The 13,233-nt window shown below is 68.6% G+C and carries 13 protein-coding genes; 7 read left to right on the top strand and 6 right to left on the bottom strand.

Features of this window, described 5'->3' with window-relative positions; translation table 11 throughout:
* Positions 1 to 3: 3 nt before the first annotated feature.
* From Q9K23_RS10775 to Q9K23_RS10765, 3 genes are all read right to left on the bottom strand, one after another.
* The gene (locus Q9K23_RS10775) at positions 4 to 393 is read right to left on the bottom strand and encodes an NADH-quinone oxidoreductase subunit A (protein ID WP_020792022.1); all 390 of its coding nucleotides are present in this window, start codon (positions 391 to 393) and stop codon (positions 4 to 6) included.
* A gap of 212 nt (positions 394 to 605) precedes the next feature.
* On the bottom strand, positions 606 to 1,019 hold the full coding sequence (locus tag Q9K23_RS10770) for a hypothetical protein (protein WP_187343539.1): 414 nt from the start codon (positions 1,017 to 1,019) through the stop codon (positions 606 to 608).
* Between the two features lie 30 nt (positions 1,020 to 1,049).
* Entirely contained in the window at positions 1,050 to 2,126 is a 1,077-nt protein-coding gene (locus tag Q9K23_RS10765; protein WP_053777031.1) for a D-alanine--D-alanine ligase family protein, read from the bottom strand.
* 60 nt (positions 2,127 to 2,186) lie between these two features.
* Here Q9K23_RS10765 and murF point away from each other — a divergent pair, with 60 nt between their 5' ends.
* On the top strand, positions 2,187 to 3,503 hold the full coding sequence (gene murF / locus Q9K23_RS10760) for a UDP-N-acetylmuramoyl-tripeptide--D-alanyl-D-alanine ligase (protein WP_187343540.1): 1,317 nt from the start codon (positions 2,187 to 2,189) through the stop codon (positions 3,501 to 3,503).
* 13 nt (positions 3,504 to 3,516) lie between these two features.
* Here murF and Q9K23_RS10755 read toward each other — a convergent pair whose 3' ends face one another.
* A complete protein-coding gene (locus Q9K23_RS10755) occupies positions 3,517 to 4,305 on the bottom strand; it encodes a MerR family transcriptional regulator (RefSeq protein WP_020792959.1) in 789 nt (262 codons plus the stop codon).
* 74 nt (positions 4,306 to 4,379) lie between these two features.
* Positions 4,380 to 4,826 carry a hypothetical protein gene (locus Q9K23_RS10750; RefSeq protein ID WP_305950502.1) on the bottom strand — a complete coding sequence of 149 codons (447 nt, stop codon included), beginning with the start codon at positions 4,824 to 4,826 and terminating at the stop codon, positions 4,380 to 4,382.
* Positions 4,827 to 4,950: 124 nt separating this feature from the next.
* Between Q9K23_RS10750 and tgt the strand changes: the two genes are divergently transcribed.
* The 3 genes from tgt (at position 4,951) to Q9K23_RS10735 (ending at position 8,850) form a co-directional block, all read left to right on the top strand.
* A complete protein-coding gene (gene tgt, locus Q9K23_RS10745; RefSeq protein WP_152972712.1) occupies positions 4,951 to 6,213 on the top strand; it encodes a tRNA guanosine(34) transglycosylase Tgt in 1,263 nt (420 codons plus the stop codon).
* Between the two features lie 244 nt (positions 6,214 to 6,457).
* Positions 6,458 to 7,852, top strand: coding sequence for a hemolysin family protein (locus tag Q9K23_RS10740; protein WP_020791120.1), 1,395 nt, complete (start codon positions 6,458 to 6,460; stop codon positions 7,850 to 7,852).
* Positions 7,849 to 8,850, top strand: a complete 1,002-nt coding sequence (locus Q9K23_RS10735) for a hemolysin family protein (RefSeq protein WP_020791115.1) — start codon at positions 7,849 to 7,851, stop codon at positions 8,848 to 8,850. The genes Q9K23_RS10740 and Q9K23_RS10735 overlap by 4 nt, the downstream gene beginning before the upstream one ends.
* 138 nt (positions 8,851 to 8,988) lie before the next feature.
* Here Q9K23_RS10735 and gluQRS read toward each other — a convergent pair whose 3' ends face one another.
* Positions 8,989 to 9,930 (bottom strand): tRNA glutamyl-Q(34) synthetase GluQRS, encoded by a 942-nt coding sequence (gene gluQRS, locus Q9K23_RS10730; RefSeq protein ID WP_020791121.1) that lies wholly within the window; start codon positions 9,928 to 9,930, stop codon positions 8,989 to 8,991.
* A 34-nt stretch (positions 9,931 to 9,964) separates the two neighbouring features.
* Here gluQRS and Q9K23_RS10725 point away from each other — a divergent pair, with 34 nt between their 5' ends.
* From Q9K23_RS10725 to Q9K23_RS10715, 3 genes are read left to right on the top strand one after another with little or no spacing between them, the layout of a single operon-like run.
* Positions 9,965 to 11,017: an ATP-dependent DNA ligase gene (locus Q9K23_RS10725; protein ID WP_053777060.1), complete on the top strand. Its 1,053-nt coding sequence runs from the start codon at positions 9,965 to 9,967 to the stop codon at positions 11,015 to 11,017.
* Complete coding sequence (locus Q9K23_RS10720) at positions 11,017 to 12,099, top strand: DNA primase small subunit domain-containing protein (RefSeq protein ID WP_020791125.1); 1,083 nt, start codon at positions 11,017 to 11,019, stop codon at positions 12,097 to 12,099. Before Q9K23_RS10725 ends, Q9K23_RS10720 begins: the two co-directional genes overlap by 1 nt.
* Before the next feature lie 42 nt (positions 12,100 to 12,141).
* Positions 12,142 to 13,230 (top strand): HtaA domain-containing protein, encoded by a 1,089-nt coding sequence (locus Q9K23_RS10715; RefSeq protein ID WP_053777035.1) that lies wholly within the window; start codon positions 12,142 to 12,144, stop codon positions 13,228 to 13,230.
* Positions 13,231 to 13,233 lie beyond the last annotated feature (3 nt).

Raw genomic sequence — 13,233 nt, 5'->3', positions numbered from 1 at the left:
CGGTCAATCCCAAGCGAGTCCTCCGCGGCGCCATTCGTAGGCGTAGGCAACGGAGACGTTGACGATGAACAGGGCCATCGCGGCCAGGCCGAACCAGCCGAGGGCGTCGAAGGCGACGGCCCACGGGTACAGGAACACGATCTCGATGTCGAAGATGATGAAGAGCATGGCGGTGAGGTAGTACTTGACCGGAATGCGTTGCACCACCGACGGTCTGGAACCGGATGGGGTGGCAAAGGCACCTTTGCCGAGTGGCTCGATGCCACATTCGTAGGCTTCGAGTTTGGCACGGTTGTCTCGGCGCGGGCCGACCGCCGATGCGATGAACACCGAGAACACCGCAAACGCCACAGCGATCGCCCCGAGCACCAGGATCGGGACGTAAGCGTTCATACGATCGAGCCCTCCGAGTACTCCACCGGGACTGGTGTGAGGTACACCACAACCTTACAAGCGGTGTCGGAGAAGTCGACTGTATTCACCGAGTTTGCCGTGCTGATTTCGGCGTTCTCGGCTGCCGAGGAGCCGAAACCGGTGGTCAGAGACCTCGATCCGGGGAGTGGGGCAGTGCTCGTGACCCGCCGGCGCCCGCGATCGGGCCGCGCTCAGAACTCGGCGGTGCGCAGCATCGTGACGAAGGCCTGCGGCAGGCCGATCGGATCGACCGGCAGGGATGCGGTGGCGTCGGCCCGCGACCAGTCGGCCAGCCAGCGGTCGTCGGCGCGGCCGAGCAGCACCAGGGTGGGTGGGCGCGGGTCGTACTCGTCGCTCATCTGCTTGGCGATCCCCATCCCGCCCTGCGGACTGGCCTCCCCGTCGAGGATCGCGACGTCGATGTTGCCGGCGTCGAGTTGGGAGAACACCATCGGACCGGTGGCGACCTCGAGGAAACTCAGTTCCGGTAGTTCCGGGTCGGGACGGTGCCCGAGGGCGCCGATCACCTCACGTCGGGTGGTCGCGTCGTCGGAGTACACCAGCACGCGCAACACCGAAGGCGGGCGCGGCTGCACGTCGGTCACGTCCCCGATGTTACGACACGACAATCGGTCTCAGTGCTCGGTGGAGAAACCCGAGCGTCGCTGATGGGACTCCAGTGCCAGAGTGACCAGGCGGTCGATGAGGTCGGCGTAGGGCACGCCGGTGGCCTCCCACAGCTTGGGGTACATCGAGCCGGGGGTGAAGCCGGGGATGGTGTTGACCTCGTTGAGGAGCCAGCCGCGGCCGTTCTCCTCGAAGAAGAAGTCGACCCGGGCCAGCCCGGTGCACCGCATCGCGCCGAACACCTGCGCGGCGAGCTCACGTACCTGTGCGGCGTCGGCGTCGGGAAGCGGTGCCGGGATGACCAGTTCGGCCGCACCGGTGACGTATTTGTCCTCGTAGTCGTAGAACTCGCTGCCCGGCACGATCTCGCCCGGCACCGATGCCTCGGGCAGCATGTTGCCGAGCACGGCCACCTCGATCTCGCGGCCGGTCACCATCTCCTCGATCACCACGACGTCGTCGTAGCGCAGCGCCAGGTTGATCGCGGCATCGAGCTCGGCGGCGTCGTGGGCCTTGGTGATCCCCACCGACGAACCCATGTTGGCGGGTTTGACGAACACCGGCAGACCGAGTTCCTCGATCGCCCGGAAGGTGATGGTCTTCGAGTCGTCCACACCGTCGCGGAACTCGACCCACTTGCACTGCGGGATTCCGGCCTGTGCGGCGACGACCTTGGCCATCGCCTTGTCCATGCACACCGCCGAGCCGAGCACCCCGGTGCCGACGTAGGGCAGACCGAACAGCTCGAGCATCCCCTGGATGGTGCCGTCCTCGCCGTGCGGGCCGTGCAGCAGCGGCAGCACGACGGTGAGCGCGGCCTCGGAGTGGGCGCGCAGTTCGGCGAGCGGGGCGACGATGGTGCCGGCGATCTCCAGCTCCGACGGCAGCGGGGTGCCGTCGGAGAGCGCGGCGATCACCTTGTCGTTGCGTACCCAGGTGCCGTCCTTGCCGATGCCGATCGGGACCACCGAGTACTTGGCCGGATCGGCGGCGGCGATGACATGTGCCGCGGTCACCCGGGAGACGTCGTGTTCTGCGGACGCGCCACCGTAGAGAACAACCAGACGCAGCAGGGGAGTCGACATGCCTGTCACCTTACGGCCACCGACCGTGGCAGTTCTCGGCATGGGGCCTAGGGTTGTGGCGTGCGTATGCAGGCGAGTGATGTGGCCGACGCGGTCGGTGGAGAACTGATCGGACCCGACGTGACCGTGACCGGGGCGAGTATCGACTCCCGGGCCGTGGCCGAGGGCCGGCTGTTCGTCCCGATCGTCGCCGCCCGTGACGGACACGACTTCATCCCGGCCGCGGTCCAGGCCGGTGCGAGTGCCTACCTGACCGCCACCGGACCGGTCGCCGGAGTCGACGCCACCGCCATCACCTGCGCCGACACCGCCGAGGCGTTCTCCGATCTGGGCCGCGCGGTGCGGCGTCGGCTGCCCGAGCGGGTGGTCGGCGTGACCGGATCGGTCGGCAAGACCTCCACCAAGGATCTCCTCGCCGGGGTGCTCGCGACCACGTTCGTGACCGCGGCGAGTGAGAAGTCGTTCAACAACGAGCTCGGCCTGCCGCTGACCCTGGCCAACGCCCCCGACGACACCGAGGCCGTCGTCGCCGAGATGGGTGCCCGTGGGATCGGCCACATCGCGCATCTGTGTTCCATCGCCCATCCCACCGTCGGCGTGATCACCCGGGTGGAGGCGGTGCACCTGGAGCTGTTCGGCAGCATCGACGCCGTCGCCCAGGCCAAGGGGGAGCTGATCGAGGCCCTGCCCGCCGACGGCATCGCCGTGCTCAACGCCGACCACGAGGTGGTCATCGGGATGGCGCCGCGGACCAGTGCGCGGGTGCTCAGCTACGGGCTGACACCGTCGGCGGATGTGTCGGCCACCGACATCACCCTCGACGACCAGCTGCGCGCATCGTTCCGGCTGCACACCCCGTGGGGATCGACGGCGGTGCGCCTCGGTGCCCGCGGCGAGCACCAGGTGGCCAACGCCCTGGCCGCGGCCGCCGCGGCCGGTGGCCTGGGTGTGCCGGTGGAGGCGATGGCCGGCGGTCTGCTCGGTGCCGCGCTGTCGGGGCTGCGGATGGAGATGACCACCACCGCGGCCGGGGTGATCGTGATCAACGACGCCTACAACGCCAACCCGACGTCGATGTCGGCGGCGCTGCGCTCCCTCGCCACCCTGAACGCGGGTCGTCGGGTGGCGGTGCTGGGCAGCATGGCCGAACTCGGCGACGACTCCGACCGCCACCACGTCGCCGTTGCCGAACAGGCCCGTGACCTGGGCATCGAGGTGATCGCCGTCGACGAACCGGCCTACGGGCCGTCGGCCACCCATGTTGCCGGCGTCGACGAGGCGGTCGCCGCACTCGCCGGCACCGCCGCCGGTGACGCCGTGCTGGTCAAGGGCAGCCGTGTGGCCGCCCTCGAACGCGTCGCCGACCGACTCGCCTGAGGCGGGTCGCGCCCTACTCGGCTCCGGCGTTCGCGCGGATCACCGCACGGAGGTATCCGGCGAGGCCGGATGCGATGTCGTCGTAGTGCGCGGTGAACCGCGGGTCGGCGACGTACATGTCGGCCAGGCACACCTGCATCGCGTGATCGCAGTCGTAGAAGCGTGCGATCTGGGCGCGATGCTCCTCGGCCAGGGCATTGCCCTCGGTCGAGCCCGGCCGCACCCCGCGGGTCATCGCGTCGGCGAGGCGGGCCTCGAACTCGTCGGTCTCGGCCTTGACCTGTTGCCAGTCCTGTGTGGTGAACGACGCGCTGCGTTCGCGGCTCTGCGCCCACGCATCGGTGTCACCCCAGCGCTGTTCGGCCTCCTCGGCATACTGCTCGCCGAGCCAGTCGTCGCCGAAGATCTCCGCCTGCTCGGCCGCCGACAGATTCATTCCGGTCTTCTTCGCGTTCATCATCGCCTCCACGGCTGCGACCGTCCGGTGCAAGCGTGCGATCCGTTCGTTCAGCAGGTCGCGCTGGACGGCCAGATGCTCGAGTGCATCGGCGGTCGGATCGTCGAGCAGGGTCGCTATCCGCTCGAGCGGAAATCCCAACTCCCGGTACATGAGTACCTGGTGGAGCCGTTCGACGTCGGCGTCGTGGTAGACGCGGTAGCCCGCCGGGGTACGCCCGGACGGGACCACCAGCCCGATGGCGTCGTAGTGGTGCAGAGTGCGCACGCTGACACCGACGAGCCCGGCGGTGGCGCCGACGGTCAGTTCGCACCGCCCGTCGTCGCGGGGATCTCCTTCGCTCACGACTCACCACCTTCGGGGCTCACGCGGCGTGAGGGTCAAATACCGCCGGTGTGCGTTGCCGGGCGACCGGCAACTCAGGGTGCGAATCCGACCGTTGCGCCGTCCTTGGTGCAGGTCGAGAGGAAACCGGCCTGCGACGACGGCTCGCAGTCCCATCCGTCGACGGTCTGCGGGGCGCCGGTGGCGATCTTCGGCCCGTACGCCTCGGCGAGCGCCTTCGCGTCGGTGCAGCTGGTGGAGCCCTCGAGGATGATCACGCGCAGGGCGCCATCGGGGCCGGGGGTGGTGCCGCAGACCTCACGGGAGGCGGCGACGGTGTCGGAGACCGAGCGGGTGGGGCTGGCCGGGCGGGGACCGGCGACCACCGGGGCCGAGCCCGACGGACCCGCGCCGACCGGCGCAGATGCGGACGGGGGGGACTCGGCGGAGGACGATTCCTGCTCGTTGCCACAGGCGGCGAGGGTGAGCGCGGCGGCCCCGGCCACCGCGGCGAGGGTCCAGCGGGTGATGCGGTGCGACATGGTCTTCACCGTATCGAAAACACCGATCGGCTCCCGGCCGGTGGCCTGCCGTCGCGAGGCGGTCCGGTTTGGGTGAGCCGGGCCGTCCTGGGAAGATGCACCCGTGAGCTCGCACGACACCCCGATCGACAGTCCGGCCGGCACCTCCACCGACACGCACGGCTTCCGCGTCGGCACCCGGCTGCCCGGCACCCTCGGCCGCACCGGGGTGATCTCCACCCCGCACGGCGAGATCGCGACGCCGGCGTTCGTCCCGGTCGGCACCAAGGCGACGGTCAAGACGGTGCTGCCGGAATCGGTGGCCGCGCTCGGCGCCCAGGCGGTGCTCGCCAACGCCTATCACCTCTACCTGCAGCCGGGCCCGGAGATCATCGACGCGGCCGGCGGTCTCGGCGCGTTCATGAACTGGTCGGGACCCACCTACACCGACAGCGGCGGATTCCAGGTGATGTCGCTCGGCGTCGGGTTCAAGAAGGTCATCTCGATGGATGTCACCGGTCAGCAGGACGACGACATCATCGCCGAGGGCAAGGAACGGCTCTCCCGCGTCGACGACGACGGGGTGACGTTCAAGTCGCATCTGGACGGATCGTTCCACCGGTTCACCCCCGAGGTGTCGATGCAGATCCAGCATCAGCTCGGCGCCGACATCATCTTCGCGTTCGACGAGCTCACCACCCTGATGAACACCCGTGGATACCAGGAGAACTCGCTGGAACGCACCCGGCTGTGGGCGATCCGCTGTCTGGCCGAACACAATCGGCTGTCGGTGGAGCGTGCACACCGTCCGCAGCAGGCACTGTGGGGTGTCATCCAGGGCGCCCAGTACGAGGATCTGCGCCGCAAGGCCGCCCGCGACCTCACCGAACTGAGCCGTCGCGACCGGGACGCCGGTGGGAAGGGCTTCGGCGGGTACGGGATCGGTGGAGCGCTGGAGAAAGACAACCTGGGCACCATCGTCGGTTGGGTGAACTCCGAACTGCCCGAGGACGCCCCGAAACACCTGCTCGGGATCAGCGAACCCGACGACATCTTCACCGCCATCGAGAACGGCGCCGACACCTTCGACTGTGTCTCACCGACCCGCGTCGCCCGCAACGGTGCGGTGTACTCGCGCGACGGCCGGTTCAACATCACCAACGCCCGGTTCCGTAACGACTTCGGGCCGATCGATCCGGAGACCACCAACTACACCTCGCAGTACTCGCGGGCCTACCTGCATCACCTGTTCAAGGCCAAGGAAGGTCTCGGCGCGACCCTCGCCACCCTGCACAACGTGGCCTTCGTGATCGACCTGGTCGACGGTGCCCGCAAGGCGATCGAGAGCGGCGACTACGAGGCCTACCGCGACGACTTCCTCGGTCGCTACTACGCGAAGAAGGTGTAACCGTACAAAGCGGACATCCGGAGGTCTGCGATATCCGGGAACTCCGCCGCGTTCTGCGACGTTGGGGGTGCGTACCCTGATGTCCCGATGGACCCCGGTCCCTGACGTCTTGTCCACCGACCACGAAAGATGCGATGTCCCGCGCGCAGCGCAAACGCAAGAAACCCCGACGAACCGGCCCCCAATCGGGGGCAACCATTCCTGAGCGAGCCCTGGTCTCCGCCCACCCACGCGGTGATGGCCGATGATGACCGTGCTCGGCATCCTGCTCGGAGTCCTGGTGGTGGTCGTGATCACGGCCCTGACCGGCTACTTCGTGGCGCAGGAGTTCTCCTTCATGGCGGTCGACCGTTCCCGCCTCAAAGCCCGTGCCGAGGCCGGTGACGCCACTGCCAAGCGCGTCCTGTCGGTGACCGGCCGAACGTCGTTCATGCTCTCCGGTGCCCAGCTCGGCATCACCGTGACCGGCCTGCTCGTCGGCTATGTGGCCGAACCGCTGATCGGTGCCGGCGTCGGCGACCTCCTCGGTGACGCCGGTGTGCCGGTGGCGGTGGGTGTCGCGATCGGCGCGATCGTCGCGCTGCTGGTGTCCACCGTGGTCCAGATGGTCTTCGGTGAGCTGTTCCCCAAGAACCTCGCGATCGCGCGGCCCGAGCCCGTCGCGCGACGCCTCGCCCTCTCCACCAACATCTACCTGCGCATCTTCGGACCGATCATCACCCTGTTCGACGCATCGTCCAACCTGCTGCTCAAGCTGCTGCGGATCGAACCGGTGCACGACGTCGAACACTCGGCCACCCCTCGCGACCTCGAGCACATCGTCGCCGAGTCGGCCGAATCCGGTGAACTGCCCGCCGAACTGTCGCAGCTGCTCGACCGCGTGCTCGACTTCCCGGACCGCAACGCCGAGCACGCGATGGTGCCGCGACCCAAGGTCGACACCGTGCACGCCGACCTCCCGCTGCCCGAGGTCCGCACCCGGATGGCCACCGGTCACACGCGATACCCGGTGCTCGACAACGCCTCCGACGACATCATCGGTGTGGTGCACCTCGGTGACATCCTCGACTGGTCGGCCGACGGCGACGCGACGGCATGTACCGCACGTGACCTCGCGCGGTCGGCGGTGATCGTGCCCACCACGCTGCCGCTGCCACAGGTGTTGGACCGGATCGTCGCCGCCGGCGACGAGATGGCGGTCGTGATCGACGAATACGGCGGTGTGGCCGGCATCGTCACCGCCGAGGACATCGCCGAGGAACTGGTCGGCGAGATCGACGACGAGCACGACCCGGATGCGCCGCAACCGGTCGAACCCATCGACGGTGGCTGGCTGATCCTCGGTGACACCCACCTCGACGAGGTGTCGCGGGCGATCGGACACGAACTGCGCGAGGGCTACTACGAGACCCTCAGCGGTCTGGTGATCGCCGCGGCCGGCACCCTGCCCGCGGTCGGCGACACCGTCGAACTCCCGGTGGAACAGGATCCGGGCGACTTCGCCGAAGCCGATGTGCCGGCGGCGCCCCGCCTGATCGCGACCGTGGTCGAGGTGGTCAACCGGGTGCCCGGCCGGGTTCGGGTGAGTGTCGCCGAACCGGCCACGGCCACCGCCGATCCCGAGGAGGACCCGCGATGAGCAACCCGTGGGTGGTGCTCGTCGCCACCGTCGTCCTGATCGCGGCCAGCGCCTTCTTCGTCGCCGTCGAGTTCGCACTCATCGCGGCACGTCGTCATCGCCTCGAGGACGCCGCCCCGACCAGTCGATCCGCCCGCGCCGCCCTGCGCAGCGCATCGGAGCTGTCGGTACTGCTGGCCGGATCGCAGCTGGGTATCACCATCTGCACCCTGGCTCTCGGTTCGATCACCAAACCCGCAGTGCATCACTGGATCACCCCGGCCATCGAGCACCTGGGCGCACGGTTGTGGCTGGCCGACGTGGCCGGCTTCATCCTCGCCCTGATCATCGTGACCTTCTTGCACCTGGTGATCGGCGAGATGGCACCGAAGTCGTGGGCGATCGCCCACCCGGAGCGCTCGGCCATGATGCTGGCGGTCCCGATGCGGGTGTTCATGTGGTTCACCCGCCCGATCATCGTGCAGCTCAACAAGCTTGCGAACTGGGTGTTGCGCAAGGTGGGTGTGGAGGCCGTCGACCAGGTCGGTTCCGGCCAGGATCCGGAGACGCTGCGCCAGCTCGTCGAGCATTCCGTGATGGTCGGCACCCTGGAGGATCGTTACAGCGAGCACCTCACCAGCGCACTGGATCTGGCGTCTCTGACCGTCGGTGATGTCGCCGGCGTCGGAGAGCCGAGCGGCGTGGATCGCACCGCGGGTGTCGGCGAGATCCAGGAGTTGTCGAGGGTGACGCGGCATCGCCGCCTGGTGGTGCGCGACGGCAGCCTCATCTGCGGGGTGGTGCACGTGCGCGACAGTCTGGATGCGCCCGCCGACGCCACCGCGGTGGATCTGATGCATCCGGTCCTCGAGGTGTCGCCGACGGTTCCGGTCTACGACGTTCTCAACCGGATGCGCCAGAGCCGCAACCACATCGCCGTGGTGGTCGAGGACGGGGTCGCGACCGGCATCCTGTCCATCGACGACGTGCTGACCAGATTGCTGGCCACCGCGCGATAGTCCTCGGTGAAGCGGCCCGCCGGCGGGTGGCGCCGGCAGGTGACCGCCGCCGAGGTGGTCACCTACGCGCTTCGGCCGCAGGAGGTTTCGACGGCCGCATCGTCGCCGGTGTCTCTCGGTGTTCGATCCGCGCGCACCTCACCACTCGTCGTCGGTGAGAATCCAGGGGTGTCTGGGTAGGGTCGCCGGATCGAATCGTTCGGCCAGCATCGGCAGGTCCACCCGCTCACCGACGGCGCCCAGGCCCAGCGATACCGCGATGTGCGAGAGCACGGTGGCGGTGTCCACCCCGCGGGCGGACAGATCGGCCAGGGTGATCGCCCCGTCGCGTTTGCTCAGCCGAATGTGGTCGGCGTTCAACACCATCGGGACATGGGCGTATACCGGCGGGGCATAGCCCAGCAGTGCCGTCAGATACGCCTGGCGTGGCGCCGAGGCGAGCAGGTCGTCGCCGCGGCACACCTGGTCGACACCCTGCTCGGCGTCGTCGACGATGGCGGCGAGGTTGTAGGCGGGGGTGCCGTCGCCGCGTTGGATGACGAAGTCGTCGACGGCTCCGGTGTACTGGCCGGCGAGCACATCGGTGACGGTGAACTGCGTGACGTCGGCGACGATCCGGATGGCCGGCGGGCGACCGGATGCCCGCTTCGCCGCCAGCTGTGCCTCGCCGAGCCGACGGCACGTCCCCGGATATGCACCCGGCGGGGTGTGCGGGGCACTCGGTGCCTCCAGGATCTCGCGGCGGGTGCAGAAGCACTCGAAGGTGCGGCCCGCGGCGGTGAGCTCGTCGATCACCTCGCGGTATCGGGGGAGCCGATCGGTCTGATAGACGATCGGCGGATCCCACTCGACACCGAGGGCGGTCAGGTCGGAGATCTGCTGCCGGTCGGCGCCGGCGGCGGTACGGTCCAGATCTTCCATACGCAGCAGGAATCGGCGTCCGGTGGTGCGGGCGAACAGCCATGCGAGCACCGCCGTCCGGAGGTTGCCGACGTGCAGCTCACCCGACGGCGACGGCGCATACCGGCCGGCGGGGCCGGCGGGGCCGGCCGGTCGGAGGGTTCCGGAGTCCGAGGTCATTGCCCTGAGGCTACAAGTGGGTGACGATGGTCGGGTGGAGCTCCCCGTCACACCACCTGTCGCGCCCATGCTCGCCAAGGCGGTCACGACCGTCCCCGCCCAGCCTGCCGATGCCCTGGAATGGTCCTACGAGCCCAAGTGGGATGGTTTCCGCGCGTTGATCTTTCGAGACGGCGACGAGGTGGTCATCGGGTCGCGCGGCGGCAAGGATCTGGCCCGGTACTTCCCGGAGATCGTCGCCGCCGCCAAGGAAGAACTGCCGTACAAGGTGGTGCTCGACGGCGAGATCGGGGTGCCGGATCTGATCGACGGCACCCACCGCCTGGACTGGGATCGTCTCGCCCAACGCATTCATCCGGCCGCATCCCGGGTGGCCCTGCTGGCCGAGCAGACCCCGGCGGTGTTCATCGGTTTCGACGCGCTGGCGCTCGGATCGGAGGCGGTGATGGCCGAGCCGTTCCGGGTGCGCCGGGAGACCCTGGTGGAGGCCATCGGGCCGGGGTCACGGGATCGGCATTTCCACGTCAGCCGCGTCACCACCGACCCGGTGATCGCGCAGGACTGGTTCTCGGCATTCGAGGGCGCCGGCCTGGACGGGGTGGTCGGCAAACGTCTCGACGGACCGTATGTCGAGAACAAGCGCGAGATGGTCAAGATCAAGCACAAGCGCACCGCCGACTGCGTCGTCATCGGCTACCGGGTGCACAAGTCGGGGACCGGCCTCGGGTCGATGTTGCTCGGCTTGTTCCATGAGGGTGAGCTGCGGATGGTGGGCGGGGCGGGTGCCTTCACCGACGCCAAACGTCAGGAGCTGCAGGCGAAGTTCGAGCCGATGCGGCTCGACCCGGACAAGCCCGCGTCCGGCGAACCCACGAGGTGGCGGTCGGAGAAGTCGGGGGAGTGGATTCCGATCCGGCCCGAGCTGGTCGCCGAGGTGGCCTACGACCAGATGGAGAAGGGCCGCTTCCGGCACACGGTGAAGTTCCTGCGCTGGCGGCCCGACCGTGAGCCGGAGAGCTGTGGATACGACCAGCTCGAGGTGCCGTTGACCTACGACCTGCACGATGTGCTGGAAGGAACCGACTGATGGCGTCCCGCTCACCCGCCGAACAGCTCGAGGTGGACGGCATCGACGTCCGGATGAGCAACCCGGACAAGATCTATTTCCCCGAACTCGGCGACGACGGCGGGCGCAAACGCGATCTGGTCGGCTACTACCGCACCATGGCACTGCCCCGCGACGGGGCGGACGGGCCGATCATGGCCGCCCTGCGGGATCGTCCCACCTTCTTGCAGCGCTTCCCCGACGGCATCGAGGGCGACGAGATCTATCAGAAGCACATCGCCAAGAAGCGTCCCGAACACGTGCAGTCGACCCGAATCGTGTTCCCGTCCGGGCGAACCGGCGATGCCCTCCGGCCCACCGTGCCCGCCGACATCGTGTGGGCTGCCAATCTCGGGACCGTCACCTTCCATTCCTGGCCCACCCGAACCGATTCCGGCCACGATCACCCGGATCAGCTTCGGGTGGACCTCGATCCGCAACCCGGAACCGACTTCGACGACGTCCGCCGCGTGGCGCTGGAGGTGTTGCATCCGATCCTCGACGACCTGGGCTACACCGGATTCCCCAAGACCTCGGGTGGTCGGGGCATCCACGTGTACATCCCGATCGAACCGCGGTGGGACTTCATCGCCGGCCGCCGCGCCGTGATCGCACTGGCCCGCGAGATGGAACGTCGTGACCCCGATTCGGTCACCACCTCATGGTGGAAAGAGGAACGCGGCGAACGGATCTTCATCGACTTCAACCAGAATGCCCGCGACCGGACGATGGCCTCGCCGTATTCGGTACGGCGAAATGCCCGTGGCCGGGTGTCGACGCCGGTGACGTGGGCCGAACTCGTCGACGTCGATCCCGACGACTGCACCATGGCCACCGTCGCCGACCTCGTCGCCCGCCGCGGCGACCCGATGGCAGGCATCGACGAGCACCGCGCCGGACTGGAACCGCTGCTGGAGATGGTGCAGCGTGACGACGCGGACGGGTTGGGGGACATGCCGTATCCGCCGAGCTATCCGAAGATGCCGGGGGAGCCGCCCCGGGTGCAGCCCAGCAAGAAGGTCGCCGCGCACTGGGATGCCGAGGGCAACCGGATCGAGGACTGAAAATCCTGGTCCGGCCCGTGACCCGTAGGTTAGGGTCGCCTCATGCGCGCACGCTTTGGGTTGATTGTCGGAGTCGTGGTGGCCCTGGTGGGTCTGGTGGCCGGCGGACTCGTCGGGACCGGGGAGGTATCGGCGGCGCCGACGTGGCGGCCCGCGGTCTCGGTTTTCCTCGCCGACGGCACCACTCCGGTCGGTCAGACCGTCGTCCATCCCGGTGACAAGCTCGTCGTCAAGGGCACCGGGTTCGACCCGAACGCCAATCGCAGTGGTCTGCCGCTGCCGGTCCCGCCGGGTGTGCCGCACGGCACCTTCATCGCATTCGGTGCGTTCGCACCGGACTGGAAGCCGTCGGCGGGTGCCCCGGAGTCGGCGCGTGCCACCAACCGTTCGGGTGTGGCCTGGGCGTTGTCGCGCTCGGCACTCGCCCAGGTGCCCGACGTGCCGTTCGACATGCGTCGCACGATCCGGCAGCAGTGGGTGCCGCTGAACACCGACGGCTCGTTCACGGCCACCGTGACCGCCTCCACCCCGAAGGACATCCCGGCCGGTGCCCGCTACGGCGTCTACACCTACGGTGCCGCCGGCGCCGACAACGCGGCACAGGAACTGTCGGTCCCGGTCAACTACTCCACCGCCCCCGGCCCCAACACGCCGGCACCGGCCCCGCGCAACCTGGTGTGGGGATACTCGCCGTCGTTCCATCGCACCATCACCGAGGACGCGCAGGGCGGTATCTCCGGCTCGAAGGGCGCAGGTATCACCGACAACGGTGCGATGACCTTCACCCTGGCCTCGTCGACTGTGCGCAACGGCACCGGTGAGCTGCGGTTCGAGGGAACCGTCGTCGCGTGGAGCCGGTTCCATCTGTCGGAGATCGCGCTCGTCGACCCGATCATCCGTGTCCAGGGCGGCAAGGGTGTGCTGAGCATGAAGACCTCGACCACCAACATGAACGGCACCGATGCACTGCGTCGCGTCGACATCGCCGACGTCGACCTCGCCGGTATCGGCAACGGGTCCGACGTCCACGGCGCGCCGGTGCGCTTCCGCGCCGGGATCACCCCGGAGGTCCTCGCTGCGCTGAGCCTGGGTCAGGCGTCGCCGCTCGACCTGAACTTCCCGGTCAACTGAGGC

Origin of the sequence: Gordonia sp. NB41Y (assembly GCF_030718915.1) — a bacterium.
GTDB lineage: Bacteria > Actinomycetota > Actinomycetes > Mycobacteriales > Mycobacteriaceae > Gordonia > Gordonia desulfuricans.
This window is presented reverse-complemented; position numbering and strand designations above follow the sequence as displayed.